The organism is Pseudomonas fluorescens Q2-87, from assembly GCF_000281895.1.
In the GTDB taxonomy this organism is placed as follows: domain Bacteria; phylum Pseudomonadota; class Gammaproteobacteria; order Pseudomonadales; family Pseudomonadaceae; genus Aquipseudomonas; species Aquipseudomonas fluorescens_S.
In genome coordinates, this window is record NZ_CM001558.1 from 4,369,468 (window position 1) to 4,392,597 (window position 23,130).

General features: G+C 61.2%; 24 protein-coding genes. All 24 read right to left on the bottom strand.

Annotated features, from left to right (window positions below):
- Window positions 1–5 precede the first annotated feature (5 nt).
- Entirely contained in the window at window positions 6–746 is a 741-nt protein-coding gene (locus PFLQ2_RS08625; RefSeq protein ID WP_003183977.1) for a flagellar motor protein, read from the bottom strand.
- The gene (locus tag PFLQ2_RS08620) at window positions 746–1,885 is read right to left on the bottom strand and encodes a protein-glutamate methylesterase/protein-glutamine glutaminase (protein ID WP_003183979.1); all 1,140 of its coding nucleotides are present in this window, start codon (window positions 1,883–1,885) and stop codon (window positions 746–748) included. The genes PFLQ2_RS08625 and PFLQ2_RS08620 overlap by 1 nt, the downstream gene beginning before the upstream one ends.
- 48 nt (window positions 1,886–1,933) lie before the next feature.
- Window positions 1,934–4,192, bottom strand: a complete 2,259-nt coding sequence (locus PFLQ2_RS08615) for a chemotaxis protein CheA (protein ID WP_003183981.1) — start codon at window positions 4,190–4,192, stop codon at window positions 1,934–1,936.
- A 30-nt stretch (window positions 4,193–4,222) separates the two neighbouring features.
- Window positions 4,223–5,008 (bottom strand): protein phosphatase CheZ, encoded by a 786-nt coding sequence (locus PFLQ2_RS08610; protein WP_003183983.1) that lies wholly within the window; start codon window positions 5,006–5,008, stop codon window positions 4,223–4,225.
- An 18-nt stretch (window positions 5,009–5,026) separates the two neighbouring features.
- The gene (locus PFLQ2_RS08605) at window positions 5,027–5,398 is read right to left on the bottom strand and encodes a chemotaxis response regulator CheY (RefSeq protein WP_003183998.1); all 372 of its coding nucleotides are present in this window, start codon (window positions 5,396–5,398) and stop codon (window positions 5,027–5,029) included.
- Window positions 5,399–5,561: 163 nt separating this feature from the next.
- Entirely contained in the window at window positions 5,562–6,305 is a 744-nt protein-coding gene (gene fliA, locus PFLQ2_RS08600) for an RNA polymerase sigma factor FliA (RefSeq protein WP_003184000.1), read from the bottom strand.
- Complete coding sequence (fleN, locus tag PFLQ2_RS08595) at window positions 6,302–7,132, bottom strand: flagellar synthesis regulator FleN (RefSeq protein ID WP_003184001.1); 831 nt, start codon at window positions 7,130–7,132, stop codon at window positions 6,302–6,304. The genes fliA and fleN overlap by 4 nt, the downstream gene beginning before the upstream one ends.
- Window positions 7,133–7,248: 116 nt before the next feature.
- Window positions 7,249–8,595, bottom strand: coding sequence for a flagellar biosynthesis protein FlhF (gene flhF / locus PFLQ2_RS08590; RefSeq protein ID WP_003184002.1), 1,347 nt, complete (start codon window positions 8,593–8,595; stop codon window positions 7,249–7,251).
- 11 nt (window positions 8,596–8,606) lie between these two features.
- A complete protein-coding gene (gene flhA / locus PFLQ2_RS08585) occupies window positions 8,607–10,736 on the bottom strand; it encodes a flagellar biosynthesis protein FlhA (RefSeq protein ID WP_033046586.1) in 2,130 nt (709 codons plus the stop codon).
- 148 nt (window positions 10,737–10,884) lie between these two features.
- Window positions 10,885–12,021: a flagellar biosynthesis protein FlhB gene (flhB, locus tag PFLQ2_RS08580; protein WP_003184004.1), complete on the bottom strand. Its 1,137-nt coding sequence runs from the start codon at window positions 12,019–12,021 to the stop codon at window positions 10,885–10,887.
- Window positions 12,022–12,024: 3 nt separating this feature from the next.
- A complete protein-coding gene (gene fliR / locus PFLQ2_RS08575; RefSeq protein ID WP_003184006.1) occupies window positions 12,025–12,807 on the bottom strand; it encodes a flagellar biosynthetic protein FliR in 783 nt (260 codons plus the stop codon).
- 4 nt (window positions 12,808–12,811) lie between these two features.
- On the bottom strand, window positions 12,812–13,081 hold the full coding sequence (gene fliQ / locus PFLQ2_RS08570) for a flagellar biosynthesis protein FliQ (RefSeq protein ID WP_003184009.1): 270 nt from the start codon (window positions 13,079–13,081) through the stop codon (window positions 12,812–12,814).
- 23 nt (window positions 13,082–13,104) lie between these two features.
- A complete protein-coding gene (gene fliP / locus PFLQ2_RS08565) occupies window positions 13,105–13,854 on the bottom strand; it encodes a flagellar type III secretion system pore protein FliP (protein ID WP_003184011.1) in 750 nt (249 codons plus the stop codon).
- Window positions 13,854–14,264: a flagellar biosynthetic protein FliO gene (fliO, locus tag PFLQ2_RS08560; RefSeq protein ID WP_172680619.1), complete on the bottom strand. Its 411-nt coding sequence runs from the start codon at window positions 14,262–14,264 to the stop codon at window positions 13,854–13,856. The genes fliP and fliO overlap by 1 nt, the downstream gene beginning before the upstream one ends.
- A 27-nt stretch (window positions 14,265–14,291) precedes the next feature.
- Window positions 14,292–14,750: a flagellar motor switch protein FliN gene (fliN, locus tag PFLQ2_RS08555; RefSeq protein ID WP_003184016.1), complete on the bottom strand. Its 459-nt coding sequence runs from the start codon at window positions 14,748–14,750 to the stop codon at window positions 14,292–14,294.
- 68 nt (window positions 14,751–14,818) lie between these two features.
- Window positions 14,819–15,787, bottom strand: coding sequence for a flagellar motor switch protein FliM (gene fliM, locus PFLQ2_RS08550; RefSeq protein WP_003184019.1), 969 nt, complete (start codon window positions 15,785–15,787; stop codon window positions 14,819–14,821).
- A gap of 9 nt (window positions 15,788–15,796) precedes the next feature.
- Window positions 15,797–16,300: a flagellar basal body-associated protein FliL gene (gene fliL / locus PFLQ2_RS08545; protein ID WP_003184020.1), complete on the bottom strand. Its 504-nt coding sequence runs from the start codon at window positions 16,298–16,300 to the stop codon at window positions 15,797–15,799.
- Window positions 16,301–16,530: 230 nt separating this feature from the next.
- Window positions 16,531–17,904 (bottom strand): flagellar hook-length control protein FliK, encoded by a 1,374-nt coding sequence (locus PFLQ2_RS08540; protein WP_003184024.1) that lies wholly within the window; start codon window positions 17,902–17,904, stop codon window positions 16,531–16,533.
- Between the two features lie 88 nt (window positions 17,905–17,992).
- Window positions 17,993–18,337 (bottom strand): Hpt domain-containing protein, encoded by a 345-nt coding sequence (locus PFLQ2_RS08535; protein ID WP_003184026.1) that lies wholly within the window; start codon window positions 18,335–18,337, stop codon window positions 17,993–17,995.
- Window positions 18,338–18,368: 31 nt separating this feature from the next.
- Entirely contained in the window at window positions 18,369–20,075 is a 1,707-nt protein-coding gene (locus tag PFLQ2_RS08530) for an ATP-binding SpoIIE family protein phosphatase (RefSeq protein WP_003184029.1), read from the bottom strand.
- 5 nt (window positions 20,076–20,080) lie between these two features.
- Window positions 20,081–20,386: an STAS domain-containing protein gene (locus PFLQ2_RS08525; protein WP_003184031.1), complete on the bottom strand. Its 306-nt coding sequence runs from the start codon at window positions 20,384–20,386 to the stop codon at window positions 20,081–20,083.
- Window positions 20,387–20,489: 103 nt separating this feature from the next.
- On the bottom strand, window positions 20,490–20,939 hold the full coding sequence (gene fliJ / locus PFLQ2_RS08520) for a flagellar export protein FliJ (RefSeq protein WP_003184033.1): 450 nt from the start codon (window positions 20,937–20,939) through the stop codon (window positions 20,490–20,492).
- A 6-nt stretch (window positions 20,940–20,945) separates the two neighbouring features.
- Window positions 20,946–22,304, bottom strand: a complete 1,359-nt coding sequence (gene fliI / locus PFLQ2_RS08515; protein WP_003184036.1) for a flagellar protein export ATPase FliI — start codon at window positions 22,302–22,304, stop codon at window positions 20,946–20,948.
- Window positions 22,294–23,124, bottom strand: a complete 831-nt coding sequence (gene fliH / locus PFLQ2_RS08510) for a flagellar assembly protein FliH (RefSeq protein ID WP_003184038.1) — start codon at window positions 23,122–23,124, stop codon at window positions 22,294–22,296. Before fliH ends, fliI begins: the two co-directional genes overlap by 11 nt.
- Window positions 23,125–23,130 lie beyond the last annotated feature (6 nt).

Consider the following 23,130-nt stretch of genomic DNA (forward strand, 5'->3'; position numbering starts at 1 on the left):
CCCCATCAGTCCATGAAGCCCTGGAGCTTCAACTCAATGGAACGCGGGTTCTCGCCTTCGGCGATCGACAGGATCCCCTCCAGCAGCATTTCGCGATAGCGCGACTGGCGCAACGCGATGGACTTGAGCTTGGCGGCAATCGGCAGCAGCACCAGGTTGGCACTCGCCACACCATAGATCGTGGCCACGAACGCAACCGCGATGCCGCTGCCCAGTTGCGACGGATCGGCCAGGTTGCCCATGACATGGATCAAGCCCATCACCGCACCGATGATGCCGATGGTCGGCGCGTAGCCGCCCATGCTTTCGAATACCTTGGCCGCTTCGATGTCACGGCTCTCCTGGGTGTAGAAATCCACCTCCAGGATGCTGCGGATGGCTTCCGGCTCGGCGCCGTCCACCAGCAATTGCAGGCCTTTGCGCGAGTAATTGTCGGGTTCGGCATCGGCCACCCCTTCCAGGCCCAGCAAGCCTTCCTTGCGAGCGGTCAGGCTCCAGTTCACGACCCGATCGATACCGCCGGCCAGGTCGACCCGCGGCGGGAACAGGATCCAGATCAGCACCTGCATGGCGCGCTTGAACGCGCTCATCGGCGACTGCAGCAATGCAGCGCCGACGGTGCCACCGAGCACGATCAAGGCGGCCGGGCCGTTAGCCAACGCCCCCAGGTGACCGCCTTCCAGGTAGTTGCCGCCAATGATGGCGACGAACGCCATGATGATGCCAATCAGGCTGAGCACATCCATTACAGGCACGCCTCGACCAGGTGCCTGCCGATATCGTCCAACCCGTACACCGCGTCGGCAAGATCCGCTTTCACGATCGCCATCGGCATGCCGTAGATCACGCAGCTGGCTTCATCCTGGGCCCAGATCGCGCTGCCGCCCTGCTTGAGCAGGCGCGCGCCTTCGCGACCGTCGGCGCCCATGCCGGTGAGCACCACCGCCAGAACCTTGTCGCCGTAGGACTTGGCGGCGGAACCGAAAGTGATGTCCACACAAGGCTTGTAGTTCAGGCGCTCGTCACCCGGCAGGATTTTCACCGCGCCGCGGCCGTCGACCATCATCTGCTTGCCACCAGGGGCCAACAACGCCAGGCCCGGTCGCAGGATGTCGCCATCCTCGGCTTCCTTGACGCTGATGTTGCACAGCTTGTCCAGCCGCTCCGCGAACGCCTTGGTAAACGCCGCCGGCATGTGCTGGATCAGCACGATGGGGGCCGGGAAATTGGCCGGCAATTGGGTCAGGACCCGTTGCAGCGCCACCGGGCCACCCGTGGACGTACCGATGGCGACCAGCTTGTAGGCCTTGCGCTTGGGTGCCGGTGACGACGTGCTGGCGGGTGCCGGCGCCGGGCGAGCAGGCGCGGGGGCCGGAGCGCTGCGCACCGGTGCCGGATTGAAGCTGCTCGAGGAAACCGGGGTCGATACAGGGCTTGGCGCTGCAACAGGTGCAGGCGTCGGTGCGCTGTAGGCGGAGACACGCCGGTTGCTGCGGGAAATGCTATGGACCTTTTCGCACAACAATTGCCGGACCTTGTCCGGATTGCGGGAAATGTCCTCAAAATTCTTCGGCAGGAAATCCACCGCCCCGGCGTCCAGCGCATCGAGGGTCACCCGGGCGCCTTCATGGGTCAGGGAGGAGAACATCAATACGGGGGTCGGGCAGCGCTGCATGATATGTCGCACTGCCGTGATGCCATCCATCATCGGCATCTCGTAGTCCATGGTGATCACGTCTGGCTTGAGGGCCAGCGCCTGATCGATCGCCTCTTTGCCGTTGGTCGCCGTACCGACGACCTGAATCGTTGTGTCAGCCGAAAGAATTTCCGAGACGCGGCGGCGGAAGAACCCCGAATCATCCACCACCAGGACTTTAACTACCATAAACACTCCGTTAGACGAGGCGCGGCTCTGGGCCACGCCTGTCTTGAATCAAATACGCCGTGCGGCGTAGCGCTTGAGCATGCTTGGCACATCGAGAATCAACGCGATGCGGCCGTCGCCGGTGATGGTGGCGCCGGACATGCCCGGGGTGCCTTGGAGCATCTTGCCCAACGGCTTGATGACCACTTCTTCCTGGCCCACCAACTGGTCGACGACAAAGCCGATCCGCTGGGTGCCCACCGAAAGGATCACCACATGGCCTTCGCCCTGTTCCACGTGAGCCGCAGAGCTGACCAGCCAGCGCTTGAGGTAGAACAACGGCAGTGCCTTGTCCCGCACGATCACCACTTCCTGGCCGTCCACCACGTTGGTGCGCGACAGGTCGAGGTGGAAAATCTCGTTGACGTTGACTAGCGGGAAGGCGAACGCCTGGTTGCCCAGCATCACCATCAGGGTTGGCATGATCGCCAGGGTCAGCGGGACCTTGATGACGATCTTCGAGCCCTTGCCCTTGGTCGAGTAGATGTTGATGGTGCCATTGAGCTGGGCGATCTTGGTTTTCACCACGTCCATGCCCACGCCACGTCCGGAGACGTCGGAAATTTCGGTCTTGGTCGAGAAGCCTGGTGCGAAGATCAGGTTAAAGCAATCCGACTCGCTGAGCCGGTCCGCCGCGTCCTTGTCCATCAGGCCTTTCTTCACGGCGATACCGCGCAGGACATCAGCGTCCATGCCCTTGCCGTCATCGGAGATGGACAACAGGATGTGGTCGCCTTCCTGTTCAGCCGACAGGATGACCTTGCCGCTGCGGGGCTTGCCCATCGCTTCGCGGTCAGCCGGCTCTTCGATACCGTGGTCGACCGAGTTGCGCACCAAGTGGACCAATGGGTCGGCCAGGGCCTCGACAAGGTTCTTGTCCAGGTCGGTCTCTTCGCCCACCAGTTCCAGATTGATTTCTTTCTTGAGCTGGCGAGCCAGGTCACGAACCAGGCGCGGGAAGCGCCCGAAGACTTTCTTGATCGGCTGCATCCGCGTCTTCATGACGGCGGTCTGCAGGTCGGCCGTGACCACGTCGAGGTTCGACACGGCCTTGGACATGGCTTCGTCCTGGCTGTTGAGGCCCAGGCGAACCAGGCGGTTACGCACCAGCACCAGTTCGCCGACCATGTTCATGATCTCGTCCAGGCGCGCAGTGTCGACCCGCACAGTGGTCTCGGCTTCGCTGGCGGGTTTTTCCGCCGGCGCAGCCGCAGGGGCACGGGCCGGCGCCGGGGCAGCTGCAGCGGCAGGCTTGGGGGCCTCGGCTTTCGGCTCCGGTGCCTTGGCGGCGGGTTTAGGCGCTGCCTTGGCCGCGGGTGCGACGGTGGCGGCGGGCGCAACAGAAGCCGTACCGACTTCGCTGAACTTGCCTTTGCCGTGCAGCTCGTCGAGCAGCGACTCGAATTCGTGGTCGCTGATCAGGTCGCTGCCGGCCGCAGCAGCGGCAGGCTTGGCCGGAGTCGGCGCGGAAGCGATGGCCGAATCCAGCGCGTCAACGGCAAAGGTGCCCTTGCCGTGCAACTGATCGAGCAGCGCTTCGAATTCATCATCGGTGATGTCGGAGTTGTCGCCGGCCGCTTTCGGCGCGGCTGGGGTCGCCGGGGCTGCCGCAGGAACGACGGCATCGACCGCGAACTGGCCCTTGCCATGCAACTGATCGAGCAGTGACTCGAACTCAGCGTCGGTGATTTCATCGCTGCCAGCAGCAGAGGCCGCCGGCGCAGCAGGGGCGACAGGAGCGGCTGGTGCCTCGGCCTCGGCCTTGACGGCGTTCAGCGAGTCCAGCAGTTGTTCGAATTCATTATCGGTGATGTCACCCGATGCTTCGGCGACCGGTTCTTCAACGATCGTCTCGACCACCGGTGCGGCGTCAGCCGATTGCGGCTCGGCCAGGCGCGACAGCGCGGCAAGCAACTCAGGGGTGGCCGGGGTAATCGGCGAGCGCTCACGCACTTCGCTGAACATGCTGTTGACCGCATCCAGCGCTTCAAGCACCACGTCCATCAATTCCGAATCGACGCGTCGCTCACCCTTGCGCAGGATGTCGAACACGTTTTCGGCAATGTGGCAGCACTCCACCAGCTCATTGAGCTGGAGGAAGCCGGCGCCTCCTTTTACAGTGTGGAAACCGCGAAAAATTGCATTGAGCAGATCTGCATCATCCGGTCGGCTTTCCAGCTCGACCAGTTGCTCAGACAGTTGCTCTAGAATCTCGCCGGCCTCAACCAGGAAATCCTGAAGGATCTCTTCATCGGCGCCGAAGCTCATTAGTGGCTGCTCCTAAAACAGGGCTAAAACTCAGAATCCAAGGCTGGACAGCAAATCGTCCACATCGTCCTGACCGGACATAACGTCTTCTCTTTTATCGGCATGAATCTGCGGACCTTCACCCTGAGAGAGATGTTTTTGTGGATCTTTTTCAGCAAGTATCGCTTCACGGTCGTGTTCGATGCCTGCAAAGCGGTCGACCTGGCTGGCCATCAACACCAGTTTGAGCAGATTGCTTTCCACTTCGGTGACCAGTTGGGTCACACGCTTGATTACCTGGCCTGTCAGGTCCTGATAGTCCTGGGCCAGCAGAATGTCATTGAGGTTGCTCGCCACCGCACGGTTCTCGGTGCTGCTGCGCGTCAGGAAACCGTCGACTCGACGGGCCAGTTCGCGAAACTCCTCGGCACCCACTTCGCGGCGCATGAAGCGGCCCCAGTCGGTGCTCAGGGCCTGGGCTTCTTCGCTCAGTCCATTGACCAACGGGGTAGCGCTTTCCACCAGGTCCATGGTGCGGTTGGCCGCGGCCTCGGTGAGCTTGACCACATAACCCAGGCGCTCGGTGGCGTCAGTGATCTGCGAGACTTCCTCGGCCTGCGGCATGTGCGGGTCGATCTGGAAATTGACGATCGCACTGTGCAGTTCACGGGTGAGCTTGCCGACTTCCTGGTACAGACCACGATCGCGGGTCTGGTTGAGCTCATGAATCATTTGAACCGCATCACCGAAGCGGCCCTTTTCAAGGCTGTCGACCAGTTCGCGGGCATGTTTTTTCAGGGTCGATTCGAAATCGCCCATTGAAGATTCGTTATCCATAGCTCCCCCGTGGCGCCGTTAACCGATGCGTTCAAAGATTTTTTCGATCTTCTCTTTCAACGCCTGGGCCGTGAAGGGTTTGACCACGTAGCCGTTCACACCGGCCTGGGCCGCTTCGATGATCTGCTCGCGCTTGGCTTCGGCGGTGACCATCAGCACCGGGAGGTGCTTGAGTTTTTCATCGGCGCGCACGTGGCGCAGCAAGTCGATACCGGTCATGCCGGGCATGTTCCAGTCAGTCACCAGAAAGTCGATGCTCCCGCTGTTGAGGACCGGGATGGCAGTAGTGCCATCGTCGGCCTCGACCGTGTTGGTGAACCCAAGGTCACGCAACAGGTTCTTAATGATCCGCCGCATCGTTGAGAAGTCATCAACGATGAGGATTTTCATGTTCTTGTCCAATTCGACCTCCAAGCAGTCTTAAACGCGTCCAGCACCTGAACGCGCCATTTCAATCAATCCGGCACAACACTCGACAACGGTACGGAGCACAACGAATGACGACTGGTACGGCGCACGCCATACCTGTCTTGCCATGTCTCCACACTGCCTGTCAGCGCGCTCGCCACTCCCCCAAACGCCCCCGCAAACGGGCCGCGCACTGGCTGTGTAACTGGCTGACCCGCGATTCGCTGACCCCCAGGACTTCACCGATTTCCTTGAGGTTCAGCTCTTCGTCGTAGTACAGCGCCAAGACCAGTCGCTCACGCTCCGGCAAATTGGCAATCGCATCCGCCAGCGCGCTCTGGAAACGCTCATCTTCCAGGTCACGCGACGGCTCCATGTGAGCACTCGCGCCGTCCTCGTGCAGTCCTTCGTGTTCGCCGTCCTGCAACAGGTCGTCGAAACTGAACAGGCGACTGCCCAAGGTATCGTTCAAAATCCCGTAATAATCATCGAGACTTAACTGGAGTTCGGCCGCAACCTCGTGATCTTTAGCGTCACGCCCGGTTTTAGCTTCAATTGCACGAATGGCATCACTGACCATGCGGGTATTGCGATGCACCGAACGCGGTGCCCAATCACCCTTGCGGACTTCATCGAGCATTGCGCCGCGAATGCGGATACCGGCATAGGTCTCGAAACTGGCACCCTTGCTCGCGTCATATTTGTTCGACACTTCAAGCAAACCGATCATGCCCGCCTGGATCAAGTCCTCGACCTGGACACTGGCCGGCAACCGGGCCAGCAAGTGATAGGCGATGCGCTTGACCAGGGGCGCGTAACGCTCGATCAGTTCGTATTGGGCGTCCCGTGCCGATTTCTTGTAGAGATGGTTGTAACCGCTGGCTGTCATAACACGGGCCCTGCTGTTTGTTGCACGAGACGCTCGACGAAAAATTCCAGATGCCCGCGTGGGTTGGCCGGCAGTGGCCAGGTATCGACCTTCTGGGCGATTGCCTTGAACGCCAGCGCGCATTTGGAACGTGGAAAGGCTTCATAGACGGCACGTTGCTTCTGGACAGCCTTACGTACGCTTTCGTCGTAAGGCACGGCGCCGACGTATTGTAGGGCGACGTCCAGGAAGCGATCCGTGACCTTTGTCAACTTGGCGAACAGGTTGCGTCCTTCCTGAGGGCTCTGGGCCATGTTGGCCAGGACACGGAAGCGGTTCATGCCGTAGTCGCGGTTCAATAACTTGATCAGGGCATAGGCGTCGGTGATGGACGTCGGCTCGTCGCAGACCACCAGCAATACCTCCTGGGCGGCGCGGACGAAACTGACGACCGAGTCGCCGATGCCGGCTGCGGTGTCGATCACCAGCACATCGAGGTTGTCCCCGATGTCGCTGAAGGCCTGGATCAGGCCCGCGTGCTGGGCCGGGGTCAGGTGAACCATGCTCTGGGTGCCGGAGGCTGCCGGCACGATGCGAATCCCGCCGGGCCCTTGCAAGAGCACATCGCGAAGTTCGCAACGGCCTTCGATGACGTCCGCCAGGGTGCGCTTGGGTGTGAGCCCCAGCAGCACGTCGACGTTCGCCAGGCCCAGGTCGGCGTCCAGCAGCATGACCCGTCGGCCAAGCTCTGCCAGAGCCAGGGACAAGTTCACTGACACGTTAGTCTTCCCGACGCCACCTTTGCCGCCGGTCACCGCGATCACCTGTACGGGATGCATGCTGCCCATGTTCGTTCTTTACCTTGTCTTACTTAGACGGAGGCCACATTACTGGCTGCGCGTTCACATACGGAACAATGCATGGCAGACCATCGATGTAGGTACAAAAAATATTCATGATTACCTCAGCCGACCTGCTTGGTCGGGCTGTGGTAGATATCAGCGAACATGTCAGCCATGGCTTCTTCGCTGGGTTCTTCCTGCATTTGCACACTCACGGCACGGCTGACCAGTTGATGACGGCGCGGCAGATGCAAATCATCCGGGATCCGCGGCCCGTCGGTCAGGTAAGCCACCGGCAGTTCATGGCCGATCGCCAGGCTCAACACCTCGCCCAGGCTTGCCGTTTCATCCAGCTTAGTCAGGATGCAGCCGGCCAGCCCGCAGCGCTTGTAGCTGTGGTATGCGGCGGTTAGAACCTGTTTCTGGCTGGTGGTTGCCAACACGAGATAATTTTTCGACTTGATACCACGCCCGGCCAGGCTTTCAAGCTGCATGCGCAGGGCCGGATCGCTGGCTTGCAGGCCGGCGGTATCGATCAGCACGACGCGCTTGCGCAGCAATGGCTCCAGCGCCTGGGCCAGGGATTGGCCCGGATCCACATGGGTCACCGACACATTGAGGATCCGGCCCAGGGTCTTGAGTTGCTCCTGGGCACCGATGCGGAAACTGTCCATGCTCACCAGGGCGATGCTCTGGGCGCCGTACTTGAGAACATAACGGGCGGCGAGCTTGGCCAAGGTGGTGGTCTTGCCCATGCCGGCAGGACCGACCATGGCAATCACACCGCCCTCTTCCAGCGGCTCGACTTCCGGTGTGGCAATCATGCGTGCCAGGTGCGCCAGCAACATGCGCCAGGCCTGGCGAGGCTCTTCGATGCCGTTGATCAGCGCCAGCAGGTCCCGGGACAACGGGCCGGACAGGCCGATGCGTTGCAGGCGACGCCACAGGTTGGCCTGGGCCGGACGGCTGCCTTGCAGCTGGTTCCAGGCCAGGGAGCCCAATTGAACTTCCATCAGTTCACGCAGGCTGTTGAGTTCGAAGCGCATCGAGTCCAGGGCACGCGGGTCGACACCACGGGCTGGCGCGGCCTGGGCCGGTGCAGCGCGACGCGGTTCGGCCGGGGCCGGTTCGATGAGTGGTTCAGCTGCGGTCAGCGGCAGGCCGGCGGTGAGCGGCTGGCCAGCGAACAATTGACGATTGGTGCCGGCAGCCTCGCCTTCACTGCTGCGCAGGCTCAATTCGGCCTGGGCGCTGGCGATGCGCGACTGGGTCTTGCGCAGCTCGTCCTCGAGTTCCATGTTCGGAACCCGCGGGGCCAGCGCCGACAATTTGTAATCCAGAGCCGCCGTCAGCTCGACACCGCCAGCGATCCGGCGATTGCCGATGATGGCTGCTTCAGCGCCCAGCTCGTCACGAACCAGCTTCATGGCCTGACGCATATCGGCGGCGAAAAAACGCTTCACTTGCATAAACCACTACCTCAGCCGTTGGGCCCTACTGTCGCAACGATGGTCACTTGCTTGTTGTCCGGTATTTCCTGGTACGCCAGCACGTGCAGCCCCGGGACCGCGAGGCGCCCGAATCGCGAGAGCATCGCGCGAATCGGACCGGCCACCAGCAGGATCACCGGTTGGCCTTGCATCTCTTGCCGTTGGGCTGCGTCGATCAGCGAACGCTGCAGCTTCTCGGCCATGCTTGGCTCCAGCAGGACACCCTCTTCCGAGCCTTGTCCTGCCTTCTGAAGACTATTGAGCAATATCTGTTCCAACCTTGGTTCCAGAGTGATCACAGGCAGCTCGGACTCAGTGCCTACAATGCTTTGGACGATTGCGCGGGAGACGCCGACGCGCACCGCCGCCACCATAGCGGCGGTATCTTGACTCTTGGAAGCGTTGTTGGCGATGGCTTCGGCGATGCTGCGGATGTCGCGCACCGGCACTTGCTCGGCCAGCAGCGCCTGAAGAATCTTGAGCAGTTGCGACAGCGAAAGCACACCCGGCACCAATTCTTCGGCCAGTTTCGGCGAGCCCTTGGCCAGTACTTGCAGCAATTGCTGGACTTCTTCGTGGCCAATCAGCTCGCTGGAGTGCTTGTAGAGGATCTGGTTCAAATGGGTTGCCACCACGGTACTGGCGTCCACTACGGTATAGCCGAGGGACTGGGCCTGGGCCCGCTGGCTGATTTCGATCCACACCGCTTCCAGGCCGAAAGCCGGATCCTTGGCGGTGATGCCGTTGAGCGTGCCGTAGACCTGCCCCGGGTTGATCGCCAGCTCGCGGTCCGGGTAGATCTCGGCCTCGGCCAGGATCACCCCCATCAGCGTCAGGCGATAGGCGCTCGGCGCCAGGTCGAGGTTGTCGCGGATATGGACCGTGGGCATCAGGAACCCCAGATCCTGGGACAGCTTCTTGCGCACGCCCTTGATCCGCGCCAGCAACTGGCCGCCCTGGTTGCGGTCGACCAAAGGAATCAGGCGGTAGCCGACTTCCAGGCCAATCATGTCGATCGGCGTCACGTCGTCCCAGCCCAGTTCCTTGGTTTCCATGGCGCGAGCCGGCGAAGGCAACAATTCCTGCTGACGCTTGACCTCTTGCAGGGCCTGGAGCTTCTGCATGTTCTGCTTCTTCCAGAACAGGTAGGCGCCGCCCGCCGCAACGGCGGCCATGGTCAGGAAGGAAACGTGTGGCATGCCCGGCACCAGGCCCATCACCGCCATCAGGCCGGCCGCAACGGCCAGGGCCTTGGGCGAGGCGAACATCTGCCGACCGATCTGCTTGCCCATGTCTTCGGAGCCCGAAGCACGGGTCACCATGATCGCCGCCGCTGTGGATAACAACAGTGATGGCAATTGCGCCACCAAACCGTCACCAATGGTCAGCAAGGCGTAAACCTTGCCAGCATCACCGAACGACATGTTGTGCTGGAAGATACCGACCGCCATGCCACCGATCAGGTTGATGAACAGAATCAGCAGGCCGGCGATGGCGTCACCGCGCACGAACTTACTGGCACCGTCCATGGAACCGTAGAACTCGGCTTCCTGGGCCACTTCCAGGCGTCGCAGCTTGGCCTGGTTCTGATCGATCAGGCCGGCGTTGAGGTCGGCGTCGATCGCCATCTGCTTGCCGGGCATCGCATCGAGGGTGAACCGTGCGCTCACCTCGGAGATCCGCCCGGCGCCCTTGGTCACCACAACGAAGTTGATGATCATCAAAATGGCGAAAAACACGATACCGACCACGTAGTTGCCGCCGATCACCACCTCACCGAAGGCCTGGATGACCTTACCGGCGGCGGCGTGACCGTCCTGGCCGTGGAGCATGACCACACGGGTGGACGCCACGTTCAGCGCCAGGCGCAACAGCGTGGCCACCAGCAGGATGGTCGGGAATACGGCAAAGTCCAGCGGCCGCAAAGCGTAGACGCACACCAGCAGGACGACAATGGACAAGGCGATGTTGAACGTGAAGAACACGTCCAGCAGGAACGGCGGCACCGGCAGCATCATCATGGCAAGCATGACCAGCAGCAACAACGGCACGCCCAGGTTACCCCGACTGAGGTCTACGACGTTGCTGCGCGCGGCGCTGAGTAACTGAGAGCGATCCACCAATAATCCCCGTTCCTGTGAAGCAAACTTTTGACGCCCGGAGGGGGCGCAGACGGGGTATTGCAAGAAGCCTTCCAACTTTGGCCGGAGGCTGAGATAGAGGTCTCAACACCAGGCAAGCCCGCTCCCACAGGGTTTAGCGTTCGCTTCAGGAATCGCGCCGCAGATCCGGCGGAATCGGCAAATCCTTGAGCGGTTCGGGACGCTTGCCCTTGCCGGCGCGGTGCTGGCGGATCTGGTAGACGTAGGCCAATACCTGGGCCACGGCCAGGTACAGGCCACCGGGAATTTCCTGGTCCAGTTCCGTGGAGTAGTAGATCGACCGCGCCAGGGCTGGGGATTCGAGCAGCATCACTTCGTTGGCCACGGCAATTTCGCGGATCTTCAGCGCCAGGAAATCGCTGCCCTTGGCGAGCAATACCGGCGCGTTGCCTTTTTCGGGGTCGTATTTGAGCGCTACGGCATAGTGGGTCGGGTTGGTGATGACCACATCGGCGTCCGGGATAGCCGCCATCATCCGGCGCTGGGAGACCTCGCGCTGCAACTGGCGGATCCGTTGCTTGACCTCTGGCTTGCCCTCCTGGTCCTTGTACTCGTCGCGAATCTCCTGCTTGGTCATCATCAGCTTCTGCTTGCTCTGATAAAGCTGGATCGGCACGTCGATGGCGGCGATCAATATCAAGCCACAGGCCATCCACAGGGTGCTCCAACCCACCAACTGGACGCTGTGGATGATGGCCTGTTCCAGCGGCTCGTGAGCAATACGCAGCAAGTCGTCAATATCGGACTGCAAAACCGTCAACGCCACGAACAGAACCAGGAAAAACTTGCCAAGAGCCTTGAGCAGCTCCATCAAAGCCGTGGTGGAGAACATGCGCTTGATGCCGGCAGCCGGGTTCATCCGACTGAACTTGGGGGCCATGCTTCCGGCGGCGAACAGCCAGCCACCCAGGGAAATCGGACCGACAACAGCAGCCAGCAACAATAAAAGCAACACCGGCTGCACCGCCAGGATCGCGATCTTGCCTGAATGCAGCAGGTATTGCGCCATGGCCCCCGGGGTGAGCAGCACTTCGCGAGGCAGGGAAAAGTTCAGACGCATGATTTCCAGCAGATCCATGGCCAACCCACCGCCATAGATCAACAGACCGCCCGCCCCGGCGAGCATCACCGCCAGGGTATTGAGCTCCTTGGAACGAGCGATCTCGCCCTTCTCACGGGATTCGCGCTTGCGCTTATCCGTGGGGTCTTCTGTCTTGTCCTGGCCACTCTCGCTCTCAGCCATGGTTCAGCGCGCCTGTGCCATGTCGCGTAGCAGCTGCAAGGCCTCGGTGGCCAAGGGCTGATATTGATTGAGGATGTCGCCCATGCTGATCCAGAAAATCACCATGCCCAACACCAGCGTCAGCGGAAAACCGATGGAGAAGATGTTCAACTGCGGAGCCGCCCTGGTCATCACGCCAAAGGCAATGTTGACCACCAGCAACGCCGTGATCGCAGGCAATACCAGCACCATCGCTGCGCCCAAGACCCAGCCGAGCTTGCCGGCGATCTCCCAGAAATGGTTGACCAGCAAGGCACTGCCCACCGGCATGGTGGTGAAGCTCTCGGTGAGGACTTCGAACACCACCAGATGCCCGTTCATGGCGAGAAACAGCAAGGTCACCAGCATTGTCAGGAACTGGCCGATCACCGCGGTATTGACGCCGTTGGTGGGGTCGACCATGGACGCGAAGGCCATGCCCATCTGGACCGAGATGATTTGTCCGGCGACCACGAACGCCTGGAAAAACAGCTGCAGCGAAAAGCCCATCAAGGCACCGATGAGAATTTGCTCGGCCACCAGCATCAATGCACTCAGATCCAGGGCATGGATCTGTGGCATCGGTGGCAGCCCAGGCGCGATAACCACGGTGATTGCCAGGGCGAAATACAGGCGTACGCGCCTCGGTACCAGGGTGGTGCCGAAGACCGGCATGCTCATCAGCACGGCGGTGACGCGAAACAGCGGCAGCACGAACGCCGCCACCCAGGAACTGATCTGGGTGTCCGTCAACGCGAGCATCGACATCGGGTCAGCCGATCAACTGCGGAATACTGCCGTACAACTGCAGGATGTATTCCATGAAAGTTTGCACCAGCCAAGGCCCGGCGACGATCAACGTCACCAGCATGACCAACAGGCGTGGCAGGAAGCTCAGGGTCTGTTCATTGATCTGGGTCGCGGCCTGGAACATTGCCACCAGCAACCCCACCAGCAGGCTGGGGATCACCAGGATGGCGACCATCATGGTGGTCAGCCAGAGCGCTTCGCGAAACAGGTCAACCGCTACTTCAGGCGTCATATCTTGCTACCCGCACAAAAGGCTTAAACACCGCCGAAACTGCCCGCCAGGGTGCCAATGATCAACGCCCAGCCGTCCACCAGCACAAACAGCATGATCTTGAACGGTAAGGAAATGATCAACGGCGATAGCATCATCATCCCCATGGCCATCAACACACTGGCAACCACCAGGTCGATGATCAGGAACGGAATGAAGATCATGAAGCCGATCTGGAACGCGGTTTTCAGCTCGGAGGTCACGAACGCCGGCACCAGGATGGTCAGTGGCGCCTGGTCGGGACTGGCGATGTCGGTACGCTTGGACAGGCGCATGAACAGTTCCAGGTCGCTGCTGCGGGTCTGGGCCAGCATGAAATCCTTGATCGGGACCTCAGCCTTGGCTACCGCATCCTGGGCACTGAGCTTTTCCGCCAGATACGGTTGCAGCGCATCCTGGTTCACCCGGTCGAACACCGGGGCCATGATGAACATGGTCAGGAACAGCGCCATGCCGGTGAGGATCTGGTTCGACGGCGTCTGTTGCAAGCCGAGGGCCTGGCGCAGGATCGAAAAGACGATGATGATCCGGGTGAAGCTGGTCATCAGCATGACGAACGCCGGGATGAAACTCAGCGCGGTCATGATCAGCAGGATCTGCAGGCTGACCGAGTATTCCTGAGCACCCTGGGCGTTGGTGCCCAGGGTAATCGCCGGGATCGACAGCGGATCGGCGGCGAACACCAACGGCGCGGCCAGCATCAGGGCCAGCGCCAACAGAATGCGCAACGGCATTACTTTTTATCCTTCTGGTCTTTCCCCAGCAACTCCATGAGGCGCTGGGCAAATTCGGGGCTGGCCTGCTCGGTGGAGGGCACCTGCACCGGCTCCTTGAGCACGTGCAATGCGGTAATCGTGCCCGGGCTCAGGCCCAGCAGAATCTGCTCGTTACCCACTTGCACCAACACCAGCCGATCCCGGGGACCGAGCGCGCGGGAACCGACGATGTCGATGACCTGCCCCTTGCCGGCCGGCCCGGCCTGTTGCACACGCCGCAGCATCCAGGCGAGGAAGAAAATCAACCCCAGCACCAGCAGCAAACCGAGCACCAACTGCGCCAGTTGCCCGGCCACGCCGCTGCCCGTCGCCGGCGCAGCGGCCACACTGGCCACCGGTTCGGCCGCCAGCACACTGAACGGCAGCATCAATGCGGCTGCGAAGAAAGCTTTCACTCAGCGCAACTTCTTGATGCGTTCGCTCGGGCTGATCACGTCCGTCAGGCGAATGCCGAACTTCTCGTTGACCACCACCACTTCGCCATGGGCGATCAGCGTGCCGTTGACCAGCACATCCAGCGGCTCGCCCGCCAGGCGGTCCAGCTCGATCACCGAGCCCTGGTTGAGCTGCAGCAGGTTGCGGATGTTGATGTCGGTACTGCCCACTTCCATTGAAATGGACACCGGGATGTCGAGGATCACATCCAGGTTCGGACCGTCCAGCGTCACCGGCTCATGGCTCTTGGGCACGCTGCCAAACTCTTCCATCGGCAGGCGGTTGGACCCGTGGGCGCCGGTGTCGGCTGCCAGCAAGGCATCGATGTCGGACTGCCCGGCGTCGCCGGTTTCTTCCAGGGCCGCAGCCCACTCGTCGGCCAGCGCCTGGTCATCCTGGGTATTCATATCGTCAGCCATCATTTGTCCTCGGCGGGCAAAAATCAGTTAAAAACGTAAATTCTTCAAACTTAGGAGTACGACACCGCTCAGCGGCGTTCGATCGGCTCGATCACCTGCAACGCCAGGTTGCCTTTGTGAGAGCCCATCTTGACCTTGAAGGCCGGTACGCCATTGGCGCGCATGATCATGTCTTCGGGCATCTCGACGGGGATGATGTCCCCCGGCTGCATGTGCAGGATGTCCCGCAGGCGCAATTGACGACGAGCGACCGTCGCACCGATCGGCACGTCGACGTCCAGCACGTCCTGGCGCAGCGCGTTGATCCAGCGCTCGTCCTGGTCGTCGAGGTCCGACTGGAAACCGGCGTCGAGCATTTCACGTACTGGCTCGATCATCGAGTACGGCATGGTCACATGCAGGTCGCCGCCACCGCCATCGAGTTCGATGTGGAAGGTCGAGACCACAATGGCTTCGCTCGGCCCGACGATGTTGGCCATGGCCGGGTTCACTTCCGAGTTGATGTACTCGAAGTTCACTTCCATGATCGCCTGCCAGGCTTCTTTCAGGTCGACGAAAGCCTGCTCCAGCACCATGCGCACTACCCGCAACTCGGTTGGGGTGAATTCACGGCCTTCGATCTTGGCGTGGCGACCATCACCACCAAAGAAGTTGTCCACCAGCTTGAACACCAGCTTGGCGTCAAGGATGAACAGTGCCGTGCCGCGCAACGGTTTGATCTTCACCAGGTTGAGGCTGGTGGGTACGTACAGCGAGTGCACGTATTCACCGAACTTCATCACCTGCACGCCACCAACGGCCACGTCGGCGGAGCGGCGCAGCATGTTGAACATGCTGATGCGGGTGTAGCGGGCGAAACGCTCGTTGATCATTTCCAGGGTCGGCATGCGTCCGCGAACGATGCGATCCTGGCTGGTCAGGTCGTAGCTTTTGACGCTGCCCGGTTCAGCAGCGTTTTCGGTTTGCACCAGGCCGTCGTCGACACCGTGCAACAGCGCGTCGATTTCGTCCTGGGACAACAGGTCCTGCACGGCCATGTCGTGTTCCTACTGCAATACGAAGTTAGTGAAGAGCAACTGTTCGATCACCACTTTGCCCAGCTCTTTCTGAGCCACTTCCTGCACGCTGGCCGTGGCTTTCTGACGCAGCATTTCCTGGCCGACGGGCGTGGCGAGGGTGTCGAAGTTCTGCCCGGAAAACAGCATCACCAGGTTATTGCGGATCAGCGGCATGTGCACTCGCAAGGCCTCCAGGTCGGCCTGGTTACGGCCCACCAAAGTAATGCTGACCTGCATGTAGCGTTGGCGACCGTTCTGCGTGTAGTTGGCCACGAAGGCAGGCGCCATGGGCTCGAAAACCGCCGGCTGCTTGCCCACCGGCGCGGCTTCGGCCGCCGCCGCAGGCTTGCCTTGAGCGCTGTGCATGAAATACCAGGTTGCCCCCACGGACACACCGATGGCCAGGAGCAAGCCCACTACGATCACGATGATCAGCTTGAGCTTGCCTTTGGTTGCAGGGTCTTTTACAGCTGCCGCTTCACTCTTCGCCATGCCAATAATCCGTCACTAATCGGGGTTTTCATTGTTGCTTGGCTAGGCTGGAGCAAGTGTTATGCCAGAAGTGTCAGGAAACGAGGATTAGGGGCCGGCCTGATCTTCAGGGCGCCATAAACCAAATGTGGGAGCGGGCTTGCCCGCGAATGCTGGGTATCAATCAACATCGCATTGACTGAAAAACCGCTTTCGCGAGCAAGCCCGCTCCCACAGAGGACTTCTTTGGATCAAGCGTAATAATCGACCGCGCTGCTGCCGATCACGCTGGTGGTAGCGGCCGCCACTTCAGCGACACTGGCCGGCAGGCCCTCATCCACCGAGTCCACTCGGCCGCCGGAAGATGTGGTGCGACCGGCCTGGGCCTGCTGCTGCGCCTGCTGGCCCGGGTTCTGCGAGCCGCTGGACTGGTCGGACACGCTGACATCGACCTGGCCCATGCCCTGTTGGGCAAAACCGTCGCGAAGGCGATGCAACTGGCCTTCCAGGGCCTCGCGAACGCCGGGATGGGCGCTCATGAAGGAAATCTGGGTCTGCTGGTCTGGAACCATATTCACGCGGATGTCCAAGCGTCCGAGTTCGGCCGGCTGCAGTTGAATATCGGCCGCCTTGAGATTGGCGCTCGACAGGTACATCACGCGGTTGACCACCTCTTCGGTCCAGCCGCCCTGGTTCATGGCGATGGGCTGGTTGACTGGCACCGCATTGGCGGTCTTCGGCGTGGCGGCCTGGGTCAGCGCCGCCAGACGGTTGGCGAAATCGTCAACGCGGGTATCGCTGGAAGCGGCTGTGAGATCCTTGAGCCCCTCGCTGATCAAGCCGCCAAATGCCTTGTCACCGCCCTGGCTGCCTGGCTCGGTACTGTTCTGATCGGCTTGCACAGTGAGCATGCTCGCCATGCCTGCGGCGAAGGTCTGCGCTGACGTCGGCTCACCATCGAGCGACGCTGGGGCCGGTGCCTTGGGCTGCGCCTGGCTGGCGGCGGAAACATGGCCGCCCTGCTCCATCGCCAGGCGCAACGCCGGCATGGCGTCGAGCGGGTCGACCGTGGGATCGAAGGCAGGATCGGCCACCGGGGTCGTTATCGGGGCTGCCTGGACCGGCGTAGCGAGCGGAGCCGCCACCGCTGCCGTGACCTGGACTTCAGTGGTGACCGCCACAGGCGCAGGTTCCGGCGCAGCGATAACGACCGGCACGAGCATGTCCGGCAGCAGGGCTGGATCGAGTGTTGGATCGACAGGCGTTTGCTGCGCGATGGGCGTTTCAGTCGAGTCGGCGCTATCGTCACTGGCGGACTTGTCGTCGTCGCTGACCGGTTTGTCCGCAGGCAAGGGATTGCCGCTATCGGCAACCGCCGGTTCCCGGGTGGCAGCGGTTTCATTGTCGTCAGTCTTTTTGACGGTGGTGTCCGGCCCCTTGTCGCGCATCGGTTTTACCGCTGGATCGGCGGCCGCTGACGATTTGGCAGGTGCCTGCGTGGCGAAGACCTGAGCGAAGCTGGAGGCTTTATCGCCGAGGTCCGGGGCCGCTGCCGGTGAATTGACGGCGGCCTGGGGCTTGGCCTGGGCAGTGGCCTGAAGCAGTGTATTAGGGGTGACGGGCATAACAAGGTCTCCGCTGCACTGGAATCATAGGTACAGTCGGAAGAAGAGAATGCAAGGGGCGGGCCAACGCAGCCTCAGCCGTAAAATCTCAGCAATGGAAACCTTCGCGCTCTTCCCGGCAAAGTGTCCGGACATGCGCAAATTCGCTTTCGATTTCATTGACCAGCTTTTCGATGCCGCCCAACGATGGCTGCTTGGCTCGCTGCTCAAGCTCGCCGCACAGCTCGGCCAAACGCAGCGCGCCCATGTTGCTGCTGCTGCCTTTGAAGCTATGGGCAGTGGCGCTCAGCTTTTCTGCGTCCCGGGCCTCATGCAGCACGCGCAGGCGAGCTTCGGAATCGTTGAGGAAGGTGTCCAATAATTCCGGATACCCTTCTTCCATGACTTCCTTCAACGTGCTGAGCACGTCGCGGTCCAGATGAACTTCACTCACTTGTTCGCTCCCTGATCAAGAATGGCCCTGATTATGCCAGAGCCTCCCAGAAAAACTCCACGCGCACACTTCGACCATCGTCTGACCAACTGGCCTGCTGGCTCAGCTGGCGTACCAGGCTCACGCCCCGCCCTGATAACCGGTCACTGTCCTGAGGCTGTGCCAACACGCGTGCAACATCGAAACCTTCACCGCTGTCCTCAACTTCAATGAGCAGTCGCCCGCCTTCGCTGTTCGGCGTGACGTGCAAGTGTACCCGCACGTAACCGTCGCTCAATTCGTCCAGGCGCAAATTGCGCTCCCGGTAATAGCGGGCAAATCCCGACGCATCGCGCTTAAGGCTCGAATCCAGTCCCAGCACACCGTGATCCAGCGCGTTGGAATAGAGCTCCGACATAACGCTGTAAAGGGCGCCACTCTGAGCCCTGAGCCCATGAACCTCAAGCAGCAACTGCAGCAGGTACGGCATGGGGTTGAACCGCTTGAGCGTCTGCGCCCGAAACTCGAAGCTCACCGACCAGTCCAGCGGACTCGACTGGCCACTGTCGGAATAGACCGGCGGCGGCGGATTGAGTTGCGTCGGGGCGACCAATCGCACCTCGACCATGCTGAAATCGTCCCGGGCCTCACCGCGAAAATCCCGCAGGGCCTGCTGGATGTCTTCAAACAACAAGTCGGGTTCACGGTTGGCTGCAAATACCTGTTGCAACCGCTCCACGCCAAACAGTTGCTCGCTGTCGTCGGTGGTATCGATTACGCCGTCGGACAACAGAAATACCCGGTCACCCAGCAGCATGGGGTGGACTTCGGTGCGGTCGTCGAACAATTGCGGGGTGAGCACGCCCAACGGCAGGTGCCGGGCCGGCAATGGCGTACGGACGCCGCTGAGGCTGTCATGCAAATAGCCATCGGGCATGCCGCCGTTCCAGACTTCCACCGTGCAGCGCTGAAAACTCAGGCACAACAGCGTCGCACAGCAGAACATGTCCACCGGCAGGATGCGCTTGAGCTTGGCATTCATCTCCCGCAGGATCTGCGCCAAGCCATACCCCTTGGCCGTCATGCCATAGAACACTTCCGCCAGCGGCATCGCGCCGACCGCCGCCGGCAAACCATGGCCGGTGAAATCGCCCAGCAATACGTGCATGTCGCCGGCCGGGTTGAACGCAGCCAGCAGCAGGTCGCCGTTGAACAAGGCATAAGGCGATTGCATGTAGCGGATGTTTGGCGCGCTCAAGCAGCCGGAGTGGGCAATCTTGTCGAACACTGCCTTGGCGACCCGTTGCTCGTTGAGCAGATGTTCATGGTGCCGGGCAATCTGGTCACGCTGTTCGACCACCGTGGCCTGCAACCGACGCAAGCGGTCCATGGCCTTGATCTTGGCGGCCAGGATGACCTGGTTGTAAGGCTTGGCCAGGAAATCGTCACCGCCGGCTTCCAGGCAACGGGCCAGGGCTTCGCTCTCGGTCAGTGAGGTGAGGAAAATGATCGGGACCAACTGGTCCCCGGCCAACTGCTTGATCTTCTGCGCCGCTTCGAAGCCATCCATCACCGGCATCATCGCGTCCATCAATACCAGGTGCGGGCGCTGCTGCAGGTAGACCTCGACCGCCTCGGCGCCATCGGCTGCGGTGAGCACGTGATGCCCCTGACGGCGGACGATGGTCGACAGCAGCAACCGGTCAGCGGCACTGTCTTCGGCGATCAGGACCGTCAGCGGCTCCGATGACGATTGCATGGCGATCAACTGATATCGAAGAGCTTGTCGAAATTGGAGATCGCAAGGATTTTCTTGACATCGCTATTGCCGTTGACAACCCGAACATCGGAGCTGTCGCCCCCTGCATGATCGCGCAGCAGCAAGAGCATGCCCAAGGCAGAGCTGTCGAGGTAGGCTGTTTCTTTGAGATCGACGATATAGGCGTCGGGGGTCGTATCGAGCTTTTCGTAAGACTCGCGAAATTCCTGATGCGTCCCGAAATCGAATCGCCCCTTGATCGAAATCGTCAGCTTCTTCCCATCGTCGGACACTTCGGTGATGACTGACATAGCTGGCTTCCTTGTCATGAACATACGTGTACAAGGTGTAGCATCTGGTAAAGGTCTGAGCAAGGTTTAGGATCATTCATCCGACAAACTCCTGGCTTGATGGTCAATAGGGATCCTGGCGTGGCAGGCGCTGGGACAATTCGTCCAACAGCTTTTGCTCGCGCTTGTCCTCCAGTTGTCGCGCTTCATCGATGTAGCGCTGCACCAGTTTGCGCAGCCCTTCGACCCGGGCAAAAGCCTCTTGCCAGCTCTGGCGGGCCTTTTCCAGGTTGTTCTGGTGCCAGACCAGGCTCTGGCGCTGCTGGTCGATGGCTGTGCCCAGTTGCGCAAGAAAACCCTGGTAACCCAAGAGCCACTGGCCGGAGACCCCATGACTGCCTCGGGCAATCCACTGCTCCTGATATTCGAGCCGGAAATTCTCCAGGTCGGCCAGCTTGCTTTCGGCCACCGCCACTTGCCCTTGGAAATAGGCCAAGCGCTGGACGGCGGTTTTCTCAGCCTTTTCCGCCATGTCCACCACTGGCGCCAGGCGCGCCGCGCGACTCGTGGCCATGGCCGGTTAAGTGCCTGCGACCGGAGCGAAAATACTTTGCAGATGCGCTTCGCTGGCACCCATGCCGATGTTGTCGTTCAGGCTCTGGCGCAGGTAGACCGCCATTGCCGGGTACAGATTGATCGCCGTGTCGGTCTCGCGATCCCCGCCGGGCACATAGGCGCCGACACTGATCAGGTCGCGGCTTTGCTGGTAGCGTGACCAATACTGCTTGAATTGCTGGGCACGCTTCATGTGCTCGGCACTGATGACCGACGGCATGACCCGACTGATGGAAGCCTCGATGTCGATGGCCGGATAATGCCCTTCTTCGGCCAGGCGCCGGGACAAAACGATGTGACCGTCAAGCACGCCCCGGGCCGAGTCGGCGATGGGGTCTTGCTGGTCGTCGCCTTCGGACAGCACGGTATAGAACGCGGTGATCGAGCCGCCACCCTTCTCCGCATTACCGGCACGCTCCACCAGCTTGGGCAGCTTGGCGAACACCGACGGCGGATAGCCCTTGGTGGCCGGCGGTTCTCCGATGGCCAGGGCAATTTCCCGCTGGGCCTGGGCGAAGCGGGTGAGCGAATCCATCAGCAACAGGACGTTCTTGCCCTTGTCGCGAAAATACTCGGCAATGCGTGTGCAATACATGGCCGCTCGCAGACGCATCAACGGCGCATCATCCGCCGGGGACGCGACGACGACCGAACGCTTGAGGCCTTCCTCGCCGAGGATGTGCTCGATGAATTCCTTCACCTCGCGACCCCGCTCGCCGATCAGCCCCACCACGATGATGTCGGCCTCCGTAAAGCGGGTCATCATGCCCAGCAGCACACTCTTGCCCACCCCTGTACCGGCGAACAGGCCCAGGCGCTGGCCGCGACCGACCGTCAATAAACCATTGATGCAGCGAATACCCACGTCCAGCGGCACGCTGATCGGGTCACGCTTGAGGGGGTTGATGGTTGGGCCGTCCATCGGCACCCAATCCTCGGCCTTCATGCCGCCCTTGCCATCCAGGGCACGCCCGGCGCCGTCCAGCACCCGCCCCAACATGCTCATGCCCATGGGCAACCGGCCGGTATCGGCCAGCGGAACCACGCGGGCGCCAGGAGCGATGCCAGCGACACTGCCCACCGGCATCAGGAATACTTTACTGCCGGAAAAACCCATGACTTCAGCTTCGACCTGCACCGGGTGATAGCTGTCGTCGTTGATGACCATGCAGCGGCTGCCCATGGCGGCCCGCAGGCCCTCGGCTTCCAGGGTCAAGCCGACCATGCGCAGCAGGCGGCCTTCCAGGATCGGTTGGCCAGCCAATTCGGTGGCCTCGGCATAACTGCCCAGGCGTTTGCCGAAACTGGTTCGCTCAAGGCGCATCGCGACCATCCACTTCAGGGGCAATCAGCTCGGCACCGTCCGGCTCGACAATGAGGGCGGCCTCGGGCTCATCCGGCAATTGGAGATTGAGGTCGGCAGGGGCCGGATGCAGGGCCTGTTCATGCAGTTGGTCAAACAGCTTGGCCATGATCTGGCCGATGCGGGTTTCTACCGTTGCATCGATGCGGCTGTGCTCGGTTTCGACCCGGCAACCACCCGGCAGCAGGGTTTCATCCTCGACAATGCGCCAGGTTTCCTCATGGCGTTCGCGCAGCGCCTTGACCAGCTCGAAGTCTTGCGGGTTGATGTACAAGCGCACGTTGCCCACGCCCAACGGCAATAGCTTGAGGGCTTCGCGCATGACGTGTTCGATCTGGCTCGAATCGATGGCCAGCTCGCGCTGGATAACCTGTTTGGCGATGTGCTGTACCAGCCCGACCAAAGACTTCTCGATCTGGGTGTCCTGCTCGGCGATGGGCTCGAACAGGTTCAACATCAGCGATTCCAGGGCTCGCAGCTTGGCGGTGAGCGCCACGTCGGCTTCCTGGCGGACCTTGAGCGTGGTGCTGTGGAAGCCTTCCTTTTCACCGACGGCGAAACCTTCGTTATAGGCCTCCTGGCGGATACTCTCGACTTCCTCGAGGGTCAGTGGCTGGACTTCTTCCAGCGGCACTTCTTCCATTTCCGGCAGTTCTTCTACCGGTGCAGGCTCAGGCTCAGGTACGTGGGGGTCGAAGCTGGGCAACGACCAGACGTCGAAACCACCGACGTCCCGGCCGCGAATCAGGTCGCTGGGCGCATCATCACTCTTGGCAGACATAACGAC

Excerpts from the sequence above, each read along its gene's own strand:
- PFLQ2_RS08625 (WP_003183977.1), bottom strand. The coding sequence starts at position 746 with ATGGATGTGCTCAGCCTGATTGGCATCATCATGGCGTTCGTCGCCATC.
- PFLQ2_RS08620 (WP_003183979.1), bottom strand. The coding sequence starts at position 1,885 with ATGGTAGTTAAAGTCCTGGTGGTGGATGATTCGGGGTTCTTCCGCCGC.
- PFLQ2_RS08615 (WP_003183981.1), bottom strand. The coding sequence starts at position 4,192 with ATGAGCTTCGGCGCCGATGAAGAGATCCTTCAGGATTTCCTGGTTGAG.
- PFLQ2_RS08610 (WP_003183983.1), bottom strand. The coding sequence starts at position 5,008 with ATGGATAACGAATCTTCAATGGGCGATTTCGAATCGACCCTGAAAAAA.
- PFLQ2_RS08605 (WP_003183998.1), bottom strand. The coding sequence starts at position 5,398 with ATGAAAATCCTCATCGTTGATGACTTCTCAACGATGCGGCGGATCATT.
- fliA (WP_003184000.1), bottom strand. The coding sequence starts at position 6,305 with ATGACAGCCAGCGGTTACAACCATCTCTACAAGAAATCGGCACGGGAC.
- fleN (WP_003184001.1), bottom strand. The coding sequence starts at position 7,132 with ATGGGCAGCATGCATCCCGTACAGGTGATCGCGGTGACCGGCGGCAAA.
- flhF (WP_003184002.1), bottom strand. The coding sequence starts at position 8,595 with ATGCAAGTGAAGCGTTTTTTCGCCGCCGATATGCGTCAGGCCATGAAG.
- flhB (WP_003184004.1), bottom strand. The coding sequence starts at position 12,021 with ATGGCTGAGAGCGAGAGTGGCCAGGACAAGACAGAAGACCCCACGGAT.
- fliR (WP_003184006.1), bottom strand. The coding sequence starts at position 12,807 with ATGTCGATGCTCGCGTTGACGGACACCCAGATCAGTTCCTGGGTGGCG.
- fliQ (WP_003184009.1), bottom strand. The coding sequence starts at position 13,081 with ATGACGCCTGAAGTAGCGGTTGACCTGTTTCGCGAAGCGCTCTGGCTG.
- fliP (WP_003184011.1), bottom strand. The coding sequence starts at position 13,854 with ATGCCGTTGCGCATTCTGTTGGCGCTGGCCCTGATGCTGGCCGCGCCG.
- fliO (WP_172680619.1), bottom strand. The coding sequence starts at position 14,264 with ATGCTGCCGTTCAGTGTGCTGGCGGCCGAACCGGTGGCCAGTGTGGCC.
- fliN (WP_003184016.1), bottom strand. The coding sequence starts at position 14,750 with ATGGCTGACGATATGAATACCCAGGATGACCAGGCGCTGGCCGACGAG.
- fliM (WP_003184019.1), bottom strand. The coding sequence starts at position 15,787 with ATGGCCGTGCAGGACCTGTTGTCCCAGGACGAAATCGACGCGCTGTTG.
- fliL (WP_003184020.1), bottom strand. The coding sequence starts at position 16,300 with ATGGCGAAGAGTGAAGCGGCAGCTGTAAAAGACCCTGCAACCAAAGGC.
- PFLQ2_RS08540 (WP_003184024.1), bottom strand. The coding sequence starts at position 17,904 with ATGCCCGTCACCCCTAATACACTGCTTCAGGCCACTGCCCAGGCCAAG.
- PFLQ2_RS08530 (WP_003184029.1), bottom strand. The coding sequence starts at position 20,075 with ATGCAATCGTCATCGGAGCCGCTGACGGTCCTGATCGCCGAAGACAGT.
- PFLQ2_RS08525 (WP_003184031.1), bottom strand. The coding sequence starts at position 20,386 with ATGTCAGTCATCACCGAAGTGTCCGACGATGGGAAGAAGCTGACGATT.
- fliJ (WP_003184033.1), bottom strand. The coding sequence starts at position 20,939 with ATGGCCACGAGTCGCGCGGCGCGCCTGGCGCCAGTGGTGGACATGGCG.
- fliI (WP_003184036.1), bottom strand. The coding sequence starts at position 22,304 with ATGCGCCTTGAGCGAACCAGTTTCGGCAAACGCCTGGGCAGTTATGCC.
- fliH (WP_003184038.1), bottom strand. The coding sequence starts at position 23,124 with ATGTCTGCCAAGAGTGATGATGCGCCCAGCGACCTGATTCGCGGCCGG.